This is a genomic window from Pelagibacterium halotolerans B2 (assembly GCF_000230555.1).
GTDB classification, from domain to species: Bacteria; Pseudomonadota; Alphaproteobacteria; order Rhizobiales; family Devosiaceae; genus Pelagibacterium; species Pelagibacterium halotolerans.
Genome location: NC_016078.1, coordinates 3,492,655 through 3,512,379 on the forward strand (window position 1 = coordinate 3,492,655; position 19,725 = coordinate 3,512,379).

The following is a 19,725-nucleotide window of genomic DNA, read 5'->3' on the forward strand; positions in this document are numbered from 1 at the left end:
TCAGGCACAATCGCGACTTAAAATGCGCAAATAGACGAAAATTTACGCCATAATGACGAAAATTAACGCCGACCGCCAACTGATCGCCCTGCTGCGCCAGAACGCCCGCATGCCGGTCGCCGAGATCGCGAGAAAGCTAGGAATTTCAAGGAGTACGGCCCAGTCGCGCCTCGAAAAGCTCGAGCGCAACGGCACCATTGCCGGCTATGTGGTAAAGCTGTCCTACGACTATCTCGCCGGCCAGATCCGCGCCCATCTGATGGTCACGGTCTCGCCCAAGCTCGCGCCTAAGGTCTTCAGATTCCTCGATGATTTGATAGAGGTCCGCACCGTCCACTCGGTCTCGGGCAGTTTCGACATGATCGTCATCGTCGAAGCCCCCTCCGTCGCCGAACTCGACTCCGTCATCGACAAAATCGGCGCGCTCGACGGAGTCGAGCGCACCATGTCTTCAATCATTCTATCGACGCGGATAGAGCGCTAAGTCTTTTATTTTCCTTGGAATTCTGCAACCGTATCCGCTGCAATCTGCTGCAGAAACGCTGCTGTTTCGGCGTCCAGCCGGCCGAAATAATCATATTCCAGCCCCACCGGCGAAGCGTCATAAAGCGTCGCATACGTCGTCGCCGCCGCCAGATACGAGCCTGCCAGGCTGGGGTGGCTGTGGTCGAATTCCATATGCAGTTCCAGATCGGGCCGCTCCTCATACGCCCCGGCAAATGCCAGCCCGACGGGAATGACCAGCGCCCCCACTTCCGCACCGACTTCAGTATAGACCCTCGCCAGGTTCGCCGTCATTTCCGGGTCATAGCTGTTGTGCCCTTCGGCATAGGCGTGGCTCATGTAAAGCACTGTTTGAGCACCACTTTCATCGATCAGCGCATCCGCCGCCACAACCGCGTCGCGGAAGCGGGCGGTACGCGATTCCGAATTGGCTGCGGCGCTATGCCCCTGCAGGATAACTGCGTCGAACGGGGTGTCGTAGCCGATGGCGTCGGGGGTCAGGTAGTGCTCAAAGGGATGCATGTCCAGCGAGCCGCCCGAAATGGTTATAGAGCGATAGGCAAGATCATCGATCCCTTCGCCCTCCCCAACCATCCGGCTCGTATGGTTGTGCAGACTGTCATTGTAATAGAAGTACGAATTGCCCACGAACAGGACTTGCCTTGGGGCATCCAGCCCGACGTCGCCAGCGCCGGGCTGTGGCCCGACATCCTGGGCGAAAGCTGACGTCGAGGCGAGCAGAACCATGGCTCCAACAAGGGAGCGGGTAGCGATAGTCATTTGATTTTCCTCCATATTCCAATCCCCTGTGTACTGAGAGGCCACACAGGGATGGAGGTTGATGGCTAACCTTGCGATGGGGTGGCGGCAAGCGCCAGGGGACGAAATCGGTCACCTTTTGTTGCATAGGGTGCGCCCAATGGGTGGAAAGCGAAACATTTCCGCTTCCCGCATGTATGTCATCCCACCCAATGGCGCGCGATGCGGCTTCCCGGTCGGAAGTCGACTGACGCGCCGAGGGCGTCTGGCCCCGGCCGTCGGCGTTATCGCGTGATTTTTCGCCCCGTTGCCGCATCGAAGCAATGCAGGGCCGAATGTTGGATATAAAGCGAGAGTTTGTCGTCATGCTCTCCGGGATGAATGCCCTGCGTGCGCAGCACCAACTCCTTGTCGATCCCCTCGGCGTGGGCATAGACAAGACTTTCCGAGCCGACAAGTTCGACCGCGTCCACGATGACCTCAAGGGTGAGGTGGGGCTGGCTCGGGGCGACGAGCGCTATGTCTTCAGGTCTGATGCCGATGGTCCCGCACTGCGAAGAAACGAACCCAGGAAGGTTTCCGGCGACGCGGCCAAGCGCATGAGGATCAAGCAGGTTCATGCCCGGGGACCCCATGAAGCCAGCGACGAATACCGACGCGGGGTTGGTGTAAATATCGAGCGGCTTTCCGACCTGTTCGATCTGACCGCCGTTCATCACCACAAGTTTGTCGGCAAGCGTCATGGCTTCGAGCTGATCGTGAGTTACATAGACCGATGTCGTGCCGAGCGTGCGCTGCAGCCTGCGGATTTCCACCCGCATCTGCCCGCGCAGCTTGGCATCGAGATTGGAAAGAGGCTCGTCGAAAAGAAAAGCCTTGGGCTTGCGTACGATGGCCCGGCCCATCGCAACACGCTGTCGCTGGCCACCCGAAAGCTGGCGGGGCTTGCGGTCGAGAAAGGCCTCGATTTCGAGGATGCGGGCCGCTTCATTGACCCGTTCATCGATTTCAGTTCTGGGCGTCTTACGGTTCTTTAAACCGTATTCGAGATTGCCGCGGACGCTCATATGGGGATAGAGCGCATAATTCTGGAACACCATGGCGATGTCACGCTCGGCGGGTTCGAGCTTGTTGACCGTCTTGTCGCCGATTTTCACCTCGCCCGAGGTTATGGTTTCAAGGCCGGCGATCATGCGCAACAGAGTGGATTTCCCGCAGCCCGATGGCCCCACCAGAACCACGAGCTCACCATCATCGATCGTGAGATCAACGGTCTTGATGGCCTCCACATTGCCTGAATAGACCTTGCGCAGGCTGGAAATTTCAATGGCGGCCATAGCTTATTTCTCCGATTCGACCAGGCCTTTGACGAAAAGGCGCTGCATAAAGAGGACCACGAGGACGGGCGGCAACATGGCAAGGATTACCGTCGCCATGACGAGGTTCCATTCGGGTTCGCGATCCGCCAGGGACAGCATCCGCTTGATCCCCATGACGATTGTGTAGAACTGTTCCTGCGTGGTGATGAGCAGCGGCCAGAGGTACTGAATCCAGCCATAGATGAACATGATGACGAACAGCGCCGCGATGTTGGTGATCGAGATGGGGATGAGTATGTCCTTGAAGAACTTCATCGGCCCCGCGCCATCGACGCGCGCGGCCTCCATCAATTCCTCGGGCACCGTCATGAAGAACTGGCGGAAAAGAAAGGTGGCCGTCGCCGAAGCGATAAGCGGCAGGGTCAGCCCGGCATAGGAGTTGAGCATGTCGAGATTGGCGACCACTGCATAGGTCGGAATGATCCTCACCTCGACCGGTAGCATCAGCGTCACAAAGATGATCCAGAACGCCAGCGTCCGGAATGGAAAGCGGAAATAGACGATGGCGAAGGCCGAGGTAATCGAGATCGCGATCTTGCCGACCGAAATGATCAGCGCCATCAAGAGCGAATTGCCCAGCATCAACCATACCGGCGGCGTCCCCGCTATCTGGTGTCCCTCGCCCAGCATTGTCGAATAGGACTGCACAAGATTATCTCCCGGCAGCAGTGGCATCACACCACGCACGAAGGCCGATGGCTCGTGGGTGGAGGCGATGAACGCGATATACACCGGGAATGCCACGATCAGCACACCCACGATCAGCACCAGATGGGTGAGAAAGTCGAGAAAAGGTCTGTTTTCAACCACGGAACGGCGCTCCCTTTAGTAATTGACGCGGCGTTCCACGTAGCGGAACTGGATGAAGGTGAGGACGATCACGATACCCATCAGCAGCACCGATTGCGCCGAGGACGAACCGATATTGAGGCCGATGACGCCATCGGTATAGACCTTGTAGACAAGCGTCATCGTCGCCTGGTTCGGCCCGCCTGACGTGGTTGCGTCGATTACCCCGAAGGTTTCGAACATCACATAGTTTATGTTGATGATGAGCAGGAAGAATGTAGTGGGTGAAAGCAGCGGAAAGACGATTGTCCAGAAGCGCTTGAACGGGCCGGCACCATCGATCGATGCAGCTTCCGACAGAGAAGCCGGGATCGATTGCAGCCCCGCGAGGAAAAACAGGAAATTGTACGAAATCTGCTTCCACGCCGCGGCGATGGTAATCAGGATCATGGCCTGCGTGCCTGAAACCCGGTGGTTCCAGTCCATTCCGAACCAGTCGAGGATATGCGGCAAAAGCCCGATGGTGGGATTGAACATGAACCACCACAATACCCCCGCAACGACCGGAGCGACCGCATAGGGCCAGACCAAAAGCGTTGTGTAGAAACGCTGCGTGCGCAGCACGCGGTCCACGCACACCGCAAGAAGCAGGGCAAATCCCATCGAGAGCAAGGTGACCGAAACCGCAAACACCGCCGTGCGGCCCAGTGCGTTGAGATAGCTCGGATCCGACAGAATGCGGGTGTAATTGTCCAACCAGATGAATGTGGTGCGGAACCCGAACGGGTCCTCACGTTCGAAGCTCGATTTCACGGCCTGGCTTGCCGGCCAGATGAAAAAGATCAGGGTGATCGCAAGCTGGGGACCCAGCAAGAGGTAGGGAAGCCACCGATTGGTAAAGATCGACCGCTTGGTCTGCATGAACAATGCCCCGTGACGTATCAGATGTCCGCCGGACTCTTTTGGTCGTTCCCGACGGTTTCCGCCGGGCGGTCGGATGCAAGAAACCCCGGCTGGAAAGCCGGGGTCGGTATTGTGAAGGTACGCTCTAGCTGTTGGCAGCCTGGAAGTCGCGCAGGATTTGGTTGCCGCGTTCGACGGCCGAATCCAGGGCTTCCTGGCCGGTCTTTTCACCGGCAAGAACCGCCTGCAACTCTTCATCGAGCACAATGCGGACCTGGGGGAAGTTGCCGAAACGCAACCCCTTGGAGTTCTCGGTCGGAGCGTTGAGGTTGATCTGTTCGATCGCGATGTCGGCGCCCGGGTTTTCCTCGTAATAGCCCTGCTCCTGGCTCAGTTCGTAGGCAGCCTGGGTGATGGGCAGATAGCCCGTCCCCTGGTGCCATTCGGCCTGGACCTCGGCGGAGGAGAGATAGTCGAAAAATGCCGCGACGCCTTCATATTCAGCGTCTTCATGGCCGGAGAGCACCCAAAGGGTAGCGCCGCCGATGATCGAGTTCTGCGGCGCGCCATCGACGTCGCCATAGACCGGGAGCATGCCAAAGCCCACCTCGAAATCGGAATTGGCCATAACGCCGGCACGCGAGCCCGAAGAGTTCATGTACATGGCGCAATCGCCCGAATAGAAGGCGGGTGCGGAGTCTGGACCACCGGCGGGGCCGCCATACATGAAGATGCCGGCGTCGGCCCAGGTCTTGAGGTCATCCCAGAAACGCGCCTGGGTTTCGCCATTGAAGCTGAATTCGGCATCGAGACCGCCAAAGCCGTTCTCGAGTGTACCGAAGGGTTGATTGTGCAGAGCCGAGAAATTCTCAAGGCCGACCCATGTGGCCGCATAGCCCATTGAAAAGCCGCAGCTTGCGGCATCCGCATCGATGATCGTTTGCGAGAACTCGGCGAGTTCCTCCCAGGTGGCCGGGGGCGTTTCGGGATCGAGACCGGCAGCCTCGAACGCGTCCTTGTTGTAATAGAGGATCGGGGTTGAGGAGTTGAACGGCATCGAGAGCATGTTGCCCTCGGTATCGCTGTAGTAGCCGGTAACCACCGGAAGATAAGCGGACGGATCAAAATCGTTTCCGTGCTCTTCCATGAGCTGGTAGACCGGATAAACGGCGCCTTGCGCGGCCATCATGGTGCCGGTGCCGACTTCGTAGATCTGCACCAGATGCGGTTGTTCGCCAGCCCGGAAGGCAGCGATGGTGTTGACCATCGATTCCTCGTATTCACCGCGATAGGACGGCACGACGGAATAGAGGTCCTGGGACGCGTTGAAATCTTCGGCGATGGCGTTGAGGCGCTCGCCGAGCTCGCCACCCATCGAATGCCACCAGTTGATTTCGGTCTGGGCAAATGCCGAAGTGGCTCCCAGGAAAAGGGCCACGCCGGCTGTGCCGCAGGCCAGAAGTGTCTTGAACATGATGTTCTCCCGATCAATGTCATTGCGACCGCATCCGGCCGATGGCGTAGAACCATGGGCGAGATGCCTAGACCGGGCGTGCAAAGCTCAGGTGACGGTATCGTGATGTTTCCATGACAGTGGAAAACCCTGACGCGCGTGGCGTCGAGCCCACCCGGCAAGCTCGCGATGCCTCCTCCAGCCTCCTCCTCACGCCACGATCATGTGGCCGGCCCCTCCGCATTTTTGCGTGAACGGTCACTCCATTGTGACAGTATCGTCACGATTGACAACCGGTTTCAGGCACGCTGTTCGTTCCTGTAGAAAACCGCGAAAATCTCCACATGTGACGAGTAGGCGAACTGATCGACCGGCGAGACCGTGCCGATCCGGTAACCGCCGGCAATCAGAATGGCGGCATCCCGCGCAAAACTCTGCGGGTCGCAACTCACATAAATGACGGTCTTGACCTTCGATTTCGCAAGGGTCCTGACTTGAGCCTGCGCGCCAGCCCGCGGTGGGTCGAGCACGACTGCATCGAAGCGGTTGAGTTCGAAAAGCTCAAGCGGCTCGCGAAACAGATCACGCCGCTCAGCAGCAATCGGCTTGAGTCCTTTGGTGTTGCGTCTCGCTGCCTCCAGCGCGCCAATCGCCGGGGCATCCGAATCGGCAGCAAAAACCGGGACCTTCAAGGCGATCCGCAAGGCAAACGGACCCATGCCACAAAAGAGATCGGCGACATGCCTGGCGCCTCGTATGGCGTTCAGAACGAGCGACGCGAGAACCTCCTCGGCTTCAGCAGTAGCTTGCAGAAAGCTGGACACCGGCAAGGGTACGCTGGACGGCCCCATGGTTACTACCGGGAGACGTTGGAGGATCAAAGGCTCGCCATTGAGAGAGAGTCGCGCGAGGTCGAACTGGCGGGCGATTTCCGTCAGCCTCGCAGTGGGCCTGGCGCCCTTGGCCCGGACGGCAACGTCAAGGCCCAAATCGCTGGCGGTAAAGCCGACATCACATGGCCCGGCGACGGCGGCGACCGAGCGCGTGATTTCCGGCGCAGGCGCCAGGGCGGGAACCAGGATTGGGCAGGTGTCGAGATCGTGAATGTGATGACTGCGCAATGCCATGAACCCGGCGGCAGCCCTGGTTGCGTGCAATGTGGCTCGACGCCGGCCGGCCCCGTGGGCAAAGACCAGATCTGCGATATTGGCGTTGACGTTGGCGCGCGAGAGCGCATCGACCACCAGACTGCGCTTGAATCGGCCATAGGTTTCCAGGCCGAGATGCTGCAACTGGCAACCGCCGCAGGAGCCGAAATGTGGACAAGGGGCCGGCCGTCGCTCGGGGCTTGGGTCGATAATTTCGATGAGTCGGCCGCGATTGCCTTCGATCTCGGCAATGACGGTTTCGCCCTCGAGCGTTAAACCGACGAAAACCGATTTGCCATCGAATGTGGCTATGCCCTCGCCGCGATGACCGAGGCGCTCGATCGTGAGCGTTTCGGTATGGCTCATCGGGCCCTCGGTCTCCCATCAGCCGTCAGCCGGTCTTCCACAGCCCCGCGCTCGGGAATGGAGGGTTGGGCACCGGGTGTCAGACACGCCAGTCCTGCGGCAACCGAGGCCCTGTCCATCGCAGATGCGAGATCGATGCCGTCGGCCAGCCCGGCGGCAAGATACCCCACAAATGTATCGCCGGCCCCCACCGTATCGACCGGTCTGATCTTGAGCGAAGGAACGACGGTAACCTCTCCGGCGGCGACGCCGATGGCACCGCGCGCGCCAAGTGTTGCCACCACGGTATTGCCAAATTTTTCGGAGAGCCAGGACACGGCATCGACTTCGTCGAGCTGGGGAGCGTCGAGCATTTTGAGCACGCCGGCCAACTCGGTTTCGTTGATGACCAGCACATCGACATTGTCCAGCAATGCCGGGTCGAAATCCATGAACGGGGCCAGGTTGAGAACGATTTCGGCGCCATTGTTTCGCGCCAGAGCTGCAGCGGCAAGCACGCCTTCCAGGGGCGTTTCGAGCTGGAGCAGCAGATAGTCTCCCCTCTCGATGCCGGCTTGCTCGAGTGCCGCGGCCGTCAGGCGGGAATTGGCGCCGGGCAGTACGGTGATCATGTTTTCCCCGGCATCATCGACGATGATGAGCGCGGTTCCGGTGTGGCGGTCCATGTGTCGGACACCGGAGAGGTCGATCTCGGCCTCGCTCAGCAGCGCAAGCGCACGGGTCGCGAAATCGTCGCTGCCCACGCACCCTACCATTTTAACGTCAGCGCCCGCCCGACTTGCTGCGAGTGCCTGGTTGCCACCCTTGCCGCCAGGCGAAAATTCAAGGCTGGTGCCCAGAACGGTTTCGCCCGGTCGCATCAGCGCTGGCGCGTGACCGATCAGATCGATATTGATGGAGCCGAACACAACGATCACGGCAACTACCCTCCCAAGTGCATCTTTTTCCCTTGTGCCAGAGGAGAAGCGTTCAACTCAAACGATTTCGTCAAGCGCCAGCAAAGACTTGGAATTGGCGTTGGTGCGGCGCCGGTGCAGCTATCACCGCTGTCGGCGAAATGAGCTTCACATGCGCTCGTTCAGCCCCTGTTCAGCCCGCCGAACCGACAAGGCCGGCCATTAATTGATTGCCTGACAGCCAAGGAGATTTGAACCATGAAATCCTTCGTAAAACCCATGGGCCTTGCGGCGCTTGCAGCAGGCATGATGGCTGGCGCCGCTTTTGCGGATACGCTGGCCATCACCGGCGATATCGCCTACCGCGAACGCATCGCGCTGCCCGAAAATGCGGTGGCGACCGTGTCGCTGATCGATGTTTCTCTGGCCGATGCGCCGTCTACAACGATTGGTGTGGACGTCATCGAACCCGCCGGGCAGGTCCCGATTGACTTTGTCATTGATTTTGACGCCGACGCTGTCGTGGAGGGTCATTCCTATGCCATTGCGGCACGTATCGAGGTCGATGGCGACGTCTGGTTTATCAACGACACGCGCATTTCCGTCGATCCGCTGACCCAGACCGAACCGGTTTCCGTGCCTTTGGTCAATGCGCGTAGCGCAGAGCCCGCGCCTCAGCCCGAAGATGGCGATGCGACCGAGGTTATCTTGCCGGCCGATCTGGCCGGTAGGGGATGGCTGCTCACCATGCTCGGCGACACACCATCGGCCGAGGGCATCGAAACGACGCTCGTTTTCGGCGAAAGCGATTCATCTTTGGGCGGTACGGGCGGATGCAATTCCTATGGCGGGTCCGTCACCTTTGAGGATGACGGCCGCCTGTCGATTTCAGATGTCTTTTCAACGATGATGGCCTGCGAGGATCGCAAAATGAGCCAGGAACGCGCCTTCTTCGACGCGTTGGGCGCAACATCGAGCTACCGTATTGAGAGCGAGGCGCTCATCCTCCTCGATAGCGCAGGAAATGCTGTCGCAACCCTTGAGGCGCACGCCTCAGAATAGGCCTTCCCTGCGGGTTTCGGGGTCCATCAGCGCATGGACCCTGTCTGCCCCCAAACGAGCGAGCTTTAACAGCATCGCCTTGCGCCGCGCGCCGGGCAGGGGCTCGTGCGCCGCGTGGCGCAGGATATCGCCCCAATGACCGTCGGCCACCATCAGCCCTTCTTCTGCGGGAAAAATTTCTGCATCGAGCTCTGGCGGCTTGCAGAAAAAGAACCGGTCGCAAAAATCCTTGTAGTTGGGCCATTTGGCGTCGACCCTGTAGTCCATAAGGCTCGATTTGATTTCCACGATCCAGATTTCACCCTTGCCGCCCAGAGCGATCACGTCGGCGCGTCGCCCGTTGGAAAGCGGCACTTCGGCAAAACAGGTCATGTCGTGGACCGAACGCAGAAAACGCATCACGCCGCGCTGCACGCGCAGTGCGGTGGGTGACTGACGACCATCGACGATTTGAGGCTCGATGCTGGATTCGGGGTGGGTCATGTTCTCATTTTATTCCTTTTGACAAATGCTGGCCAGACTCACGGCGTTTCAAAAATGAAATGGCAATTGCGAACACGTCCGTAGCGTACCGCGGACCCCAGAGAGCACAATGAACTCAACGGTAGGCATATGTCGTCGTTCGTTAATCCAGATTTCAAATGCAAGAAAAAGCGCGTCGAGCGCGCCTGAAAGGCTGTGTTATGTTCAATTCTGCTTTCACGATACTGCGTGACTGGATCGCTTTCCACCAGACCTATAGCGCGCTGAGGCGGCTCGATCCCCAACTGAGGCGCGACCTCGGGCTAAGCGGGGCCGATTTGCGGCGCATCAGCCGCAAGGTGATGCACAAGAAAGGTCCCATCAGCCTGTTTGCGCTGCGGGAGGAGCACGAGGAATTTCGAGCAGACGCCGGGCACCCTATCGCGTCTACAGCGTCATCTGCGTGCGGGCCAGCCCGCCGTGACGCTCAAGAAACGCAACGATTTCATCGACGCCCTTACCCCGCTTGAGATCTGTGAAGACGTGGGGCTGGCCGTCGCGCATTCTTTGAGCGTCGGTCGCCATGACGTTGAGATCGACTTCCACATAGGGGGCGAGGTCGGCCTTGTTGATGACCAGCATGTCCGAGCGCGTGATGCCGGGCCCGCCTTTGCGCGGAATTTCTTCACCCTGGCAGACCGAAATGACATAAAGCGTGATGTCGGCGAGGTCTGGAGAAAACGTTGCCGCCAGATTGTCGCCGCCAGATTCGATAAAAACGATATCGAGATCGGGGATGCGGGCATTGAGTTCGGCGATGGCCCGCAGATTGATCGATGCGTCCTCGCGGATTGCCGTATGCGGACACCCTCCGGTTTCCACGCCAAGGATACGGTCTTCCGGCAGAGCCTGCAGGCGTGCCAGCATCATCGCATCTTCCTTGGTGTAGATGTCGTTTGTCACGACCCCCACCGAATAATCGTCACGCATCGCCTTGCAGAGCTTTTCGGTAAGCGCCGTCTTGCCTGAGCCGACCGGACCTCCGATCCCGACGCGAAGCGGGCCGTTTTTTGAACTCATGATCGAAAAATCCTTACCTTGAGATCCTCGTGTTTCAGGCTTGCAATATCGGTGCCATAGGACAAGCTCGAAATGTCCTCCAGTTGGGCCGAGAGCGCCTTTGTGCTCAGTTGCGCGATTTCTGCTTCCAGCCCGGCCTGTATGGCGAGGCCTGCAGTTTGTCCAAGCGGAATGAGCCGGACGCCGACCGAGATCTGCTGCGCCACTGCGCTGTTCGCAAAGCCGGCAACTGAGGCACCCGGTGAAACGCCGTGCAAACCTGCCATTGCGCCAAACGCGATTGGCAGGGCCATTGGCCGTTCAAGAACAGTGCCGAGTTCCTTTGGCATGGCCGTTGGCCATGCAGACGCAGCAGCGAGAAAGGATTGCGCCTGTTCGCGCGTTTCCTTGTCACGCTCCGACGATATCTGGAGGGCGAGGCACAATCCATTTGCTTCGGCAAGCATCGTCCAGTCGCCATTGGTCACTGCACGGGCAGCAATGGCGAGAAAATAGGCATCGGTGCGCAGGCTGCCGTGATGAAGCTGACCGTTTATCCAATCGGCAAGCTCGCCCTTATCTTTGACCCGTCCATCGGCGATGGCTACCTCGAGGCCCTGGCTATAGGCGAACCCGCCTATGGGGAATGCCGGAGAGAGCCATGAGAAAAGGCGGATCAGCGCGGCCCGCTCATCCATGGTGATGGTGCGTGTGTCCATGTTCCTGGCCCGAATACGCCCCGCGCAACGGCGAAAACGACGCGCTGATTTCAACGACCTTCGCCCCGAGACCTTCAAGCATGTCCTTGATGACGTGATCCCGTCCGATCAGAAGCCGTTGCGGCACGCCCGATTTGGTTTCAATCTGGCAAGGCAGGTGCCGATTGCCGATATGCCAGCACAATTGGGCCAGATGGGCCGTGTCGGTACCGGTTATCGCATAGAGCGGCTCTTTCGCGGCGACGATCTCGGCGAAACGCCCGTCCTCAAGCTTGAGCGCATCCCCGGTTTCAAGCGCCACGGTTTGGGGAAGGTCGACGAGGATATCGAGCCCGTTATCGAGTGTAACGAGCTTGCGGCGGAGGGCCCGCTGATCGTGAGCCAGCTCAACGCGTCCGGCGAGAGCGCCCTGCCATTTGCCTTTAAGTCCAACTCCTGTTGCGCGCATTCCATCCTCTTTCGCAGCCCGTTCAATTGCCGGCATCAGATGCAAGAAATGCGCCAGCGTTCAGGGGATATCCTGGGCTGCATGACAGGTGATCGGTTCGGCCTCGGCATCCTCGGTGCCATCCATGACGTTGGTGAACATCGCCTCGTTCCCGCGCGACCACCATTCGTACTGCCCCGAAACATAGCGGGCGCCGGAGGCTGAGATGACGTTGGCGAAAATCATCTCTTCGCCCTCGATCGGAACGATGGCGAGAAAGGTTGGATGCGCATTGATGTAGTGCACTGTCATCGGCTCGTCGATGCCGTCGCACTGATAGGTGACAATATCGCGCTGGGCGTTGCCCTCGAATTCGAGAACCAATTGCATGGAGGTCTCCACGGCACCGGCGGGAAGTGCGGACATGGCCAGGCAAGCGGCGAGCATAGGGGATTTCATCATCGACCTCCTGTGATTTGGCCCATGAACCCTACCATTCGATTCCCGGCAGCACCATGACGGGCCCGATCAAACAATGGCAAAGACCAGACCGTACACAACAGCTCCGCCCAGCGTCGCAAGTGATACGTCGCGGCGCCAGTAGTATATCGCGATTACGGCTCCCGAACCCAATACGAGCGGGGCAATCGCGTGCAGTTCGGGCGACACCATCGGCAGGATGGCGCCCACATAAAGCGCGGCAATGGCTGCGGGTCCGGTTGCAGACAAAAACCGGCTCAGGGGTGCCTCGGGATTACCCGTCCCGCGCATGAACCGCGTCGGCAGAAAGCGCAGCATCCAGGTGCCCAGCCCGACGAGCAGCGTAACGATCAGAAACTCGGTATTCATGTTCGCCTCCGGATCACCAGACCCGACAGCGCTCCCACGACCATTCCGCCCAATATTCCCACTGTCGGCGAAACAAGGACAATCAACGGCAATGTAAGGCATGCGGTGACGATCACCACGGGGATGTGCTCTTTGGTCAGGAGCGAAAGCACCATGGCCAGAAACAGCGCCGGCATGAGAAAACCCATGGCCGCATCGACCGCCGGCCACGCCGCGAGCGACGTGCCCAGCAGCGACCCGATAGCCGTGCCGATCACCCAGGACAGATAGGGACCGGCGGCGACCCCGAACATGAAGCGCGGCGAAAAATGTTCCTTTGTTCGGTTGATTGCAATGATCGCCGAACCGAATGCGCCGTCGGAAAGAAAAAAGCTCCACGCCCAGGCATGACGTCGGGTCGCCCGGTCCCGCGCGGCTTCGAGGATCGCCGGGCCGTAAAAAACGTGCCGGAGATTGGTCGCGATGATTGAAAGTGCGGTGACCAGGATCGGAGCGCCCGCTCCGACCAGAGCGAGAACCAGAAACTGGCTTGCTCCTGCATAAACGACCGCTGAGAGCATAATTGCCTCGAGCGCCGAAAACCCCGCCTTGATCGCGGCAATGCCGAACGCGATGCCGACCGGTACATACCCGATGGCTATGGGCGTTGACGCACTTGCGCCGGAACGGAAACTGGCAAGGGGAGCGGGCATGGAAGGGTTGTAACGGATGGATAGGCCCATCCTCTATAGGGCCGATCCATCGTGAAAGCCAGCCGCGACCTCGGTGCTTGCTCGTGTTTCAGAACAGGAAGTAGCGCTGCGCCATCGGCAGCACGTCGGCAGGCTCACAGGTCAGCAATTCGCCGTCTGCCCGGACCTCGTAGGTTTCCGGATCGACGGTAACCTCGGGCGTCGCGCTGTTGTGGATCATTGCGGATTTGCCGATGCCGCCCCTGGTGTTGTCGACCGCAAGCATAGATTTATCGACGCCCAGTTTGCCCTTGAGCCCGCTTTCAAATGCCGCCTTGGAGACAAAGGTCACCGAAGTGTTGGCGATCGCCTTGCCATATGCGCCGAACATGGGGCGATAGTGCATCGGCTGGGGAGACGGAATTGACGCATTGGGGTCGCCCATTGGAGCGGTGGCGATCATTCCACCCATAAGCACCAGTTCCGGCTTTACGCCGAAAAAGGCGGGGTTCCAGACGACTATGTCGGCCCGCTTGCCGATTTCTATCGATCCGATATGGGTTGAAATGCCATGCGCTATAGCCGGATTGATCGTATATTTGGCGATATAGCGCTTGACCCGGAAATTGTCGTTGTCGCCTGCCTCCTCGGGCAGGGCGCCGCGCTGGCGCTTCATCTTGTCGGCGGTCTGCCAGGTGCGGATGATAACTTCGCCCACCCGGCCCATGGCCTGGCTGTCCGAGGAAATGATCGAAAAGGCGCCGATGTCGTGCAGGATATCCTCGGCAGCGATTGTTTCCTTGCGGATGCGACTTTCAGCAAACGCCACGTCTTCGGCAATCGAAGGGTCGAGATGGTGGCAGACCATGAGCATGTCGAGATGCTCGGCCAACGTGTTGCGCGTATAGGGACGGGTCGGATTGGTCGAGGACGGGATGACGTTTTCCAGCCCGCACACCTTGATGATGTCGGGTGCGTGCCCGCCGCCGGCACCTTCGGTGTGGAATGCGTGGATGGTCCGTCCCTTGAAGGCGTTTATCGTGTCTTCCACAAAGCCCGATTCATTGAGCGTGTCGGTGTGGATCATCACCTGCACGTCATAGGCATCGGCAACCGAAAGACAATTGTCGATGGCGGCGGGCGTCGTTCCCCAGTCCTCATGCAGCTTGAGAGCGGCGGCGCCACCCATGATCATTTCGACAAGCGCTTCGGGCTTTGAGGCATTGCCCTTGCCCGCGAGCGCGATGTTCATGGGAAAGGCGTCAAATGACTGGATCATTCGGCCCAGATGCCAGGCGCCGGGCGTGCATGTTGTCGCCAGCGTTCCATGCGCTGGTCCGGTGCCCCCACCCAGCATTGTGGTCAGTCCTGACGTCAGAGCCTCCTCGATCTGCTGGGGGCAGATAAAATGAATATGGGCGTCGAATCCGCCGGCGGTCACGATCTTGCCCTCGGCAGCAATCGCCTCAGTGCCCGGTCCCACGATGATGTTGACGCCCGGTTGGGTATCGGGATTTCCCGCCTTGCCAATGGCAGCGATCACGCCGTCCTTGAGGCCGATATCGGCTTTGTAAATTCCCGTGTGATCGACGATAAGTGCGTTGGTGATCACCGTGTCAACCGCGCCTGCGGCGCGGGTAACCTGCGATTGCCCCATGCCGTCCCGGATCACCTTGCCGCCGCCGAATTTGACCTCTTCGCCATAGACGGTGAAGTCTTTTTCCACTTCGATGAACAACTCGGTATCGGCCAGCCGCACCCGATCTCCTGTGGTGGGACCGTACATGTCTGCGTAAAGCGCGCGGGAAATTTTTGCAGCCATGCTTAGCTCCTTGTCACAGGGGAATGCCGCCACCCGGGCGGCTTGAGTACAATTTGAGTGCGTCCGATTGCCTCGAAACAGAATGCAACCTCCGGCCTGCTTGCCCGTTTGTAGGCTCCAGAGGGGCGGTAAAACCGAACTCAAACGGAGAATGAAAATGAATAAGCTCTCTGCTCTTGCTCTTGGTACGGCTCTGACTTTGTCGATGCCGTTTGCAGCTTTCGCCCAGGATGCCGACGCCGGTGTCACCCTTGACGGCGGCGTCCAGACCGAACTGGGTGGCGAAGACGCCGGGGCCGACGTTGGTGTCGATGCCGGTGTTGATGCCGGTGTCGACGCTGGCATGCCTTCGGAAGACGCCGGTGATATGAGCGTCGACGTGGGTGCCGATGCTTCGGCTGGTGCCTACACCTACGCCGATCTTGACGACGCGATTCACGGTGCGGGGACTGCCGATTTTTCGGCTGTGACCGCCGATACCGAGATTGAAATCGTTGAAATCTCTTCGCTTGGCGAGGACGGTGAATTTACTGCCGATGCCTTTGCCGAAGCGCGTGGCGACTTCCAGGCCGATATCGACCTGCTGCAGTCCAATATTTCGGGCAATGCAGACATCACCGCCGCTCTTGAGGCCGAAGGCTACACCGATAGCGACGTTGTCGCGGTCTGGACCCAGGCCGATGGATCGCTGACGATCTTCGTTGACAGCCAGAGCTCTGCTGAAGCCGAGGCGGCCGAAGAGGCCGGACTTGCCGATGATGCCATGGAATCCGACATGAGTGTCGAAGGCGAGGGCGACGCCTCTGTTGAAGGCGAAGTGGCGCAGTAAGCGCCGATATGACCATGATGGCGGGCGGGGTGCTATGGCACTCCGCCCCTTTTCTTGCCCGAAATATGCAATCCCGGCTAAATTCATCTCACCGATCCAGGGATCCCATGACCATCTGACGAAAACCGAACACCCGGCGGTCGCCATCGAGAGCCACGAGGGTCACTTCGCGGGTCTGGCCCGGCTCGAAACGCACTGCGGTACCAGCGGCGATATCGAGCCGCATCCCACGGGCCCGCTCTCTGTCGAATACCAGTCCGGCATTGGTTTCATAAAAATGGTAATGGCTGCCCACCTGGATGGGCCGGTCGCCGCTGTTGGCGACTTCGAGCGTAGCCATTTCGCGGCCCACGTTGAGTTCGATGTCGCCGTTTTTGGGGATGATTTCGCCTGGGATCATGTCGCTGCCCTTAACCTGCGATAACCAGCCATAGCCCGCCAAGCGCCGTCAGCCCGCCCGCTATCCGCGTAGCGATGACGCCTCGTGTGGTCGCGAGAATGCGACCCAGACCGACGCCCGCCGCGACACCGACGGTGTGCAGCAATGCGGTGGCTAAAAGAAAGCCGCCGGCATAGCCGAGCGCTCCCGCTTCACCCATTTCTCCACCGTGTGCATGGCCATGAAAAAGCGCAAAGAATGCAACCACGGCAGCAACACTGGTCGTGGGCAGCGGCAGAGCGAGAGCCACCATGATGCCGATAAAGATCACCGACGCCAGGATGACCGGCTCGACGAACGGGAGCGGCATACCCGCCAGCGCCGCACCGAACCCCACGGCCATGGTTGCGACAAAGGCCGCCGGCACGGCCCACAGCGCCTTGCCGCCGACTGAAGCGGCCCAAAGCCCCACGGCGACCATGGCGAGGATATGGTCGAAGCCGAACAGGGGATGGGTAAACCCGGCGGCAAACGAGCCGTGCTCGACGGGGTCGAGATGGGCGAAGGCCGGAGCGGTGCCAATCACAACGAGAACAAGTGCTGCAAAAATGCGTCTGAACATCAATAGGCTCCTCAGCGAATGGGTGAATGGACGGTGACGAGCTTGGTCCCATCGGGAAAGGTCGCCTCGACCTGGATGTCGTGGATCATCTCTGCGATGCCCTCCATGACCTGCTCGCGCGAAATGACATGCGCGCCCGCCTCCATCAGCTCGGCGACCGGACGTCCATCACGCGCGCCTTCGATAACGAAGTCGGTAATCAGCGCGATGGCTTCGGGATGGTTTAGCTTGACCCCGCGTTCCAGCCTGCGCCGCGCCACCATGGCAGCCATCGAGACCAGCAGCTTGTCTTTTTCGCGCGGTGTGAGGTTCATGATGCCTCCTTCTTAAAGTGACCAGAGCTTGGGCACCGCCCCGGCTCCCGAAAGCGCGGCAATTGCCGGCATGATGATCTTGCGCAGTTGATAGCCTGAACGGCCCGTCGCCCGCAGCACGATTTTGTCCCCGATACGGGAAACCCCGGCAGTGGGAAAATTGCCGACCAGCGTCTTGAGTTTTTCGATATGCCGCTCGGCATCCTTTGCGACATAGCACAGCGTTCCGTAGGCACGCGCTCCATTTAAGAGCGCGCTGTTGTTGCGCGCCATCATGTCGCCGGCGTCGATCCGGGCCGACTCGGCGTGAATCAGCGTGCCGCCCCGCCACACGCGCCAGCTGTCCGAGATCGAGGCCGAAAGGGCCTCTTCCCCGTGCGCCTCGCGCCCGAGAATGACTGCTTCCAGCCCGAGGAATGTGGCGTCTGCCGCCATGTCCACATCCAGCGTTCGATCCAGTGCCGAGCCGTCGAACACAATGGTTTCCTGCGGCAACCAGTCGAGCCTTGCACCTGCTTCGATGGTCAGGCGGGAATCCACGCGCGCTGCGCCGCCGCTGGAGCGATAGATGCGTTCGCACGCCTGGGTGGTGACAACGAGACGCGTTTCGGCAGCAGCCTGCGCCGACCAACCCATTTTGTCGCCGCCGGTCAGCCCTCCCGATGTGTTGATGAGCACCGCCTCGAGCCAGTTCCCATAGGCCCTGGGCACGCGAATCTTGCCGCAGCCAGATTGATAGAGCGTATCGAGCACCGACAACCCGTCGCGCGATTTGGTTGTGACGCGGCCATCACCTTCTGCGCGTTGCAATGTGGGCGCAGCACCACCCTGGAAAACCGGACTCTCAAGCATCAAACCATCAAATGCCGTTTGACATTGGGATCGTCCAGATCGGAGGCGGGGCCCTCATGCATGATCTCGCCGCGATCCATGACATAGATATGGTCACTCAATTCGCGGCAGAAATCGAGATATTGTTCGACCAGAAGGATGGTCATACCCATTTCATCGCGCAAAAACTGCAGTGCTCGCCCGATATCCTTGATGATCGAAGGCTGGATGCCTTCGGTGGGCTCGTCGAGCACCAAAAGATTGGGGCGCGTGACCATGGCGCGGCCAATGGCCAATTGCTGTTGCTGGCCGCCCGAAAGGTCGCCACCACGGCGTCCCAGCATGGATTTGAGCACTGGAAACAGCTCGAACACGGCCTGGGGGATAGAGCGATCCTTCGCTTTGAGCGGTGCATAGCCGGTAAGCAGGTTTTCCTTGACCGTCAGCAACGGAAAAATCTCGCGTCCCTGGGGCACATATCCGATGCCCATTCGCGCCCGCGCATAGGGCGGTGTCCGCTTGAGTTCAGAACCCTCGAGCGAAATCGTGCCGCTAGAGATCGGGTGCGTGCCCGTTATCGCGCGCAACAGCGATGACTTTCCCACTCCGTTGCGCCCCAGAACCGAGGTGATCTTGTTGGATTGCGCGGTGATCGAAACCGTCTTGAGCGCCTGTGCAGCACCATAGTGCAAATCGATATCTGTAACGGTCAGTGTCGTCATGCTCAGCGCCCCAGATAGCGTTCAATGACAAGCGGGTCGGCCGAAACGTGCTCCAGCGAACCCTGCGCGAGCACGGCGCCCTCGGCCAGACACGTCACCCGGCAATCGAGATCGCGCACAAAACTCATGTCGTGTTCCACGACAACCACCGAATGATGTTTGGCGATCGACTTGAGCAATTTGGACGTCTCCTCGGTTTCGGCGTCGGTCATCCCCGCCACCGGCTCGTCGACCAGAAGGAGCTTGGGATCCTGGGCAAGCAGCATGCCGATTTCGAGCCATTGTTTTTGACCGTGAGACAGGTTGGCGGCGTATTCGTCCTGCCTGTGCGAGAGTCGCACAGTGTCCAGTATCTCCGCGATACGGTCGGTATCGGTTTCGTCACGCGTATAGAGCCATGACGAAAACACCCCACGCGGCTTTTTCAGCGCCAGTTCGATATTGTCCCACACGGTATGGCTCTCGAATACCGTGGGTTTCTGGAATTTGCGCCCGATCCCCATATTGGCGATCTCGGCTTCGTCCTTTTTTGTAAGATCGACACCGCCCTCAAAAAACACCTCGCCCGTATCGGGTCGCGTCTTGCCGGTGATGATATCCATCATTGTGGTCTTGCCCGCGCCATTGGGGCCGATGATCGCCTGCAGTTCATCGCGCTGAACAACCAGCGAGAGCGCATTGAGTGCCTTAAAGCCATCGAAAGTAACCGAGACGCCGTCGAGATAAAGAAGCGAGTCGTTGCGAAGAGTGTCGATCATAC

Annotated in this window: 25 protein-coding genes; 4 read left to right on the forward strand and 21 right to left on the reverse strand. The window is 59.5% G+C overall.

What is annotated here, in order from left to right:
- The first annotated feature begins 52 nt into the window (after positions 1-52).
- Positions 53-484, forward strand: a complete 432-nt coding sequence (locus KKY_RS17160) for an Lrp/AsnC family transcriptional regulator (RefSeq protein WP_014132654.1) — start codon at positions 53-55, stop codon at positions 482-484.
- A gap of 5 nt (positions 485-489) precedes the next feature.
- Here the strand turns inward: KKY_RS17160 and KKY_RS17165 are convergent, their stop codons facing one another.
- From KKY_RS17165 to KKY_RS17195, 7 genes are all read right to left on the reverse strand, one after another.
- Positions 490-1,284, reverse strand: coding sequence for a hypothetical protein (locus tag KKY_RS17165; RefSeq protein WP_014132655.1), 795 nt, complete (start codon positions 1,282-1,284; stop codon positions 490-492).
- A gap of 263 nt (positions 1,285-1,547) precedes the next feature.
- A complete protein-coding gene (gene ugpC, locus KKY_RS17170; RefSeq protein ID WP_014132656.1) occupies positions 1,548-2,600 on the reverse strand; it encodes a sn-glycerol-3-phosphate ABC transporter ATP-binding protein UgpC in 1,053 nt (350 codons plus the stop codon).
- Between the two features lie 3 nt (positions 2,601-2,603).
- Positions 2,604-3,452 carry a sn-glycerol-3-phosphate ABC transporter permease UgpE gene (ugpE, locus tag KKY_RS17175; protein ID WP_014132657.1) on the reverse strand — a complete coding sequence of 283 codons (849 nt, stop codon included), beginning with the start codon at positions 3,450-3,452 and terminating at the stop codon, positions 2,604-2,606.
- A gap of 15 nt (positions 3,453-3,467) precedes the next feature.
- Positions 3,468-4,352: a sn-glycerol-3-phosphate ABC transporter permease UgpA gene (gene ugpA / locus KKY_RS17180; RefSeq protein ID WP_014132658.1), complete on the reverse strand. Its 885-nt coding sequence runs from the start codon at positions 4,350-4,352 to the stop codon at positions 3,468-3,470.
- Positions 4,353-4,479: 127 nt separating this feature from the next.
- Positions 4,480-5,808 (reverse strand): sn-glycerol-3-phosphate ABC transporter substrate-binding protein UgpB, encoded by a 1,329-nt coding sequence (gene ugpB / locus KKY_RS17185; protein ID WP_014132659.1) that lies wholly within the window; start codon positions 5,806-5,808, stop codon positions 4,480-4,482.
- A 278-nt stretch (positions 5,809-6,086) separates the two neighbouring features.
- Positions 6,087-7,301 carry a class I SAM-dependent RNA methyltransferase gene (locus tag KKY_RS17190; RefSeq protein WP_014132660.1) on the reverse strand — a complete coding sequence of 405 codons (1,215 nt, stop codon included), beginning with the start codon at positions 7,299-7,301 and terminating at the stop codon, positions 6,087-6,089.
- Entirely contained in the window at positions 7,298-8,218 is a 921-nt protein-coding gene (locus KKY_RS17195) for a ribokinase (protein ID WP_014132661.1), read from the reverse strand. The genes KKY_RS17190 and KKY_RS17195 overlap by 4 nt, the downstream gene beginning before the upstream one ends.
- A 237-nt stretch (positions 8,219-8,455) precedes the next feature.
- On the opposite strand from KKY_RS17195, the gene KKY_RS17200 reads away from it, so the two are divergent.
- Positions 8,456-9,259, forward strand: a complete 804-nt coding sequence (locus KKY_RS17200) for a YbaY family lipoprotein (RefSeq protein WP_014132662.1) — start codon at positions 8,456-8,458, stop codon at positions 9,257-9,259.
- On the opposite strand, the gene KKY_RS17205 is transcribed toward KKY_RS17200, so the two are convergent.
- Positions 9,251-9,742, reverse strand: a complete 492-nt coding sequence (locus KKY_RS17205) for an MmcB family DNA repair protein (RefSeq protein ID WP_014132663.1) — start codon at positions 9,740-9,742, stop codon at positions 9,251-9,253. The genes KKY_RS17200 and KKY_RS17205 overlap by 9 nt on opposite strands.
- Before the next feature lie 200 nt (positions 9,743-9,942).
- Here KKY_RS17205 and KKY_RS21040 point away from each other — a divergent pair, with 200 nt between their 5' ends.
- Positions 9,943-10,251, forward strand: coding sequence for a DUF1127 domain-containing protein (locus KKY_RS21040; protein ID WP_420864535.1), 309 nt, complete (start codon positions 9,943-9,945; stop codon positions 10,249-10,251).
- Here KKY_RS21040 and ureG read toward each other — a convergent pair.
- The 7 genes from ureG to ureC form a co-directional block, all read right to left on the reverse strand.
- A complete protein-coding gene (ureG, locus tag KKY_RS17210) occupies positions 10,169-10,801 on the reverse strand; it encodes an urease accessory protein UreG (protein ID WP_014132664.1) in 633 nt (210 codons plus the stop codon). The genes KKY_RS21040 and ureG overlap by 83 nt on opposite strands.
- The gene (locus tag KKY_RS17215; RefSeq protein WP_050811751.1) at positions 10,798-11,499 is read right to left on the reverse strand and encodes an urease accessory protein UreF; all 702 of its coding nucleotides are present in this window, start codon (positions 11,497-11,499) and stop codon (positions 10,798-10,800) included. The genes ureG and KKY_RS17215 overlap by 4 nt, the downstream gene beginning before the upstream one ends.
- On the reverse strand, positions 11,471-11,947 hold the full coding sequence (locus KKY_RS17220) for an urease accessory protein UreE (protein WP_014132666.1): 477 nt from the start codon (positions 11,945-11,947) through the stop codon (positions 11,471-11,473). The genes KKY_RS17215 and KKY_RS17220 overlap by 29 nt, the downstream gene beginning before the upstream one ends.
- 60 nt (positions 11,948-12,007) lie before the next feature.
- Complete coding sequence (locus KKY_RS19775) at positions 12,008-12,388, reverse strand: MliC family protein (protein ID WP_014132667.1); 381 nt, start codon at positions 12,386-12,388, stop codon at positions 12,008-12,010.
- Between the two features lie 66 nt (positions 12,389-12,454).
- Positions 12,455-12,775, reverse strand: a complete 321-nt coding sequence (locus tag KKY_RS17230; RefSeq protein ID WP_014132668.1) for an AzlD domain-containing protein — start codon at positions 12,773-12,775, stop codon at positions 12,455-12,457.
- On the reverse strand, positions 12,772-13,467 hold the full coding sequence (locus KKY_RS17235; protein ID WP_014132669.1) for an AzlC family ABC transporter permease: 696 nt from the start codon (positions 13,465-13,467) through the stop codon (positions 12,772-12,774). The genes KKY_RS17230 and KKY_RS17235 overlap by 4 nt, the downstream gene beginning before the upstream one ends.
- An 88-nt stretch (positions 13,468-13,555) precedes the next feature.
- Complete coding sequence (gene ureC, locus KKY_RS17240; protein ID WP_014132670.1) at positions 13,556-15,268, reverse strand: urease subunit alpha; 1,713 nt, start codon at positions 15,266-15,268, stop codon at positions 13,556-13,558.
- A 157-nt stretch (positions 15,269-15,425) separates the two neighbouring features.
- Between ureC and KKY_RS17245 the strand changes: the two genes are divergently transcribed.
- Entirely contained in the window at positions 15,426-16,097 is a 672-nt protein-coding gene (locus KKY_RS17245; RefSeq protein WP_139305080.1) for a hypothetical protein, read from the forward strand.
- A gap of 88 nt (positions 16,098-16,185) precedes the next feature.
- Here KKY_RS17245 and KKY_RS17250 read toward each other — a convergent pair whose 3' ends face one another.
- Genes KKY_RS17250 through urtD form a run of 6 tightly spaced genes read right to left on the reverse strand, consistent with a single transcriptional unit; the run spans position 16,186 to position 19,723 of the window.
- Complete coding sequence (locus KKY_RS17250; RefSeq protein WP_014132672.1) at positions 16,186-16,497, reverse strand: urease subunit beta; 312 nt, start codon at positions 16,495-16,497, stop codon at positions 16,186-16,188.
- Positions 16,498-16,507: 10 nt separating this feature from the next.
- The gene (locus KKY_RS17255) at positions 16,508-17,098 is read right to left on the reverse strand and encodes a HupE/UreJ family protein (RefSeq protein ID WP_014132673.1); all 591 of its coding nucleotides are present in this window, start codon (positions 17,096-17,098) and stop codon (positions 16,508-16,510) included.
- 11 nt (positions 17,099-17,109) lie between these two features.
- On the reverse strand, positions 17,110-17,412 hold the full coding sequence (locus KKY_RS17260) for an urease subunit gamma (RefSeq protein ID WP_014132674.1): 303 nt from the start codon (positions 17,410-17,412) through the stop codon (positions 17,110-17,112).
- A 12-nt stretch (positions 17,413-17,424) separates the two neighbouring features.
- Entirely contained in the window at positions 17,425-18,264 is an 840-nt protein-coding gene (locus KKY_RS17265) for an urease accessory protein UreD (protein WP_014132675.1), read from the reverse strand.
- Positions 18,264-18,965, reverse strand: coding sequence for an urea ABC transporter ATP-binding subunit UrtE (urtE, locus tag KKY_RS17270; RefSeq protein WP_014132676.1), 702 nt, complete (start codon positions 18,963-18,965; stop codon positions 18,264-18,266). The genes KKY_RS17265 and urtE overlap by 1 nt, the downstream gene beginning before the upstream one ends.
- 2 nt (positions 18,966-18,967) lie before the next feature.
- The gene (urtD, locus tag KKY_RS17275) at positions 18,968-19,723 is read right to left on the reverse strand and encodes an urea ABC transporter ATP-binding protein UrtD (RefSeq protein ID WP_014132677.1); all 756 of its coding nucleotides are present in this window, start codon (positions 19,721-19,723) and stop codon (positions 18,968-18,970) included.
- Positions 19,724-19,725 lie beyond the last annotated feature (2 nt).

Excerpts from the sequence above, each read along its gene's own strand:
- KKY_RS17160 (WP_014132654.1), top strand. The coding sequence starts at position 53 with ATGACGAAAATTAACGCCGACCGCCAACTGATCGCCCTGCTGCGCCAG.
- KKY_RS17165 (WP_014132655.1), bottom strand. The coding sequence starts at position 1,284 with ATGACTATCGCTACCCGCTCCCTTGTTGGAGCCATGGTTCTGCTCGCC.
- ugpC (WP_014132656.1), bottom strand. The coding sequence starts at position 2,600 with ATGGCCGCCATTGAAATTTCCAGCCTGCGCAAGGTCTATTCAGGCAAT.
- ugpA (WP_014132658.1), bottom strand. The coding sequence starts at position 4,352 with ATGCAGACCAAGCGGTCGATCTTTACCAATCGGTGGCTTCCCTACCTC.
- ugpB (WP_014132659.1), bottom strand. The coding sequence starts at position 5,808 with ATGTTCAAGACACTTCTGGCCTGCGGCACAGCCGGCGTGGCCCTTTTC.
- KKY_RS17190 (WP_014132660.1), bottom strand. The coding sequence starts at position 7,301 with ATGAGCCATACCGAAACGCTCACGATCGAGCGCCTCGGTCATCGCGGC.
- KKY_RS17200 (WP_014132662.1), top strand. The coding sequence starts at position 8,456 with ATGAAATCCTTCGTAAAACCCATGGGCCTTGCGGCGCTTGCAGCAGGC.
- KKY_RS17205 (WP_014132663.1), bottom strand. The coding sequence starts at position 9,742 with ATGACCCACCCCGAATCCAGCATCGAGCCTCAAATCGTCGATGGTCGT.
- KKY_RS21040 (WP_420864535.1), top strand. The coding sequence starts at position 9,943 with ATGTTCAATTCTGCTTTCACGATACTGCGTGACTGGATCGCTTTCCAC.
- ureG (WP_014132664.1), bottom strand. The coding sequence starts at position 10,801 with ATGAGTTCAAAAAACGGCCCGCTTCGCGTCGGGATCGGAGGTCCGGTC.
- KKY_RS17215 (WP_050811751.1), bottom strand. The coding sequence starts at position 11,499 with ATGGACACACGCACCATCACCATGGATGAGCGGGCCGCGCTGATCCGC.
- KKY_RS17220 (WP_014132666.1), bottom strand. The coding sequence starts at position 11,947 with ATGCGCGCAACAGGAGTTGGACTTAAAGGCAAATGGCAGGGCGCTCTC.
- KKY_RS19775 (WP_014132667.1), bottom strand. The coding sequence starts at position 12,388 with ATGATGAAATCCCCTATGCTCGCCGCTTGCCTGGCCATGTCCGCACTT.
- KKY_RS17230 (WP_014132668.1), bottom strand. The coding sequence starts at position 12,775 with ATGAATACCGAGTTTCTGATCGTTACGCTGCTCGTCGGGCTGGGCACC.
- KKY_RS17235 (WP_014132669.1), bottom strand. The coding sequence starts at position 13,467 with ATGCCCGCTCCCCTTGCCAGTTTCCGTTCCGGCGCAAGTGCGTCAACG.
- ureC (WP_014132670.1), bottom strand. The coding sequence starts at position 15,268 with ATGGCTGCAAAAATTTCCCGCGCGCTTTACGCAGACATGTACGGTCCC.
- KKY_RS17245 (WP_139305080.1), top strand. The coding sequence starts at position 15,426 with ATGAATAAGCTCTCTGCTCTTGCTCTTGGTACGGCTCTGACTTTGTCG.
- KKY_RS17250 (WP_014132672.1), bottom strand. The coding sequence starts at position 16,497 with ATGATCCCAGGCGAAATCATCCCCAAAAACGGCGACATCGAACTCAAC.
- KKY_RS17255 (WP_014132673.1), bottom strand. The coding sequence starts at position 17,098 with ATGTTCAGACGCATTTTTGCAGCACTTGTTCTCGTTGTGATTGGCACC.
- KKY_RS17260 (WP_014132674.1), bottom strand. The coding sequence starts at position 17,412 with ATGAACCTCACACCGCGCGAAAAAGACAAGCTGCTGGTCTCGATGGCT.
- KKY_RS17265 (WP_014132675.1), bottom strand. The coding sequence starts at position 18,264 with ATGCTTGAGAGTCCGGTTTTCCAGGGTGGTGCTGCGCCCACATTGCAA.
- urtE (WP_014132676.1), bottom strand. The coding sequence starts at position 18,965 with ATGACGACACTGACCGTTACAGATATCGATTTGCACTATGGTGCTGCA.
- urtD (WP_014132677.1), bottom strand. The coding sequence starts at position 19,723 with ATGATCGACACTCTTCGCAACGACTCGCTTCTTTATCTCGACGGCGTC.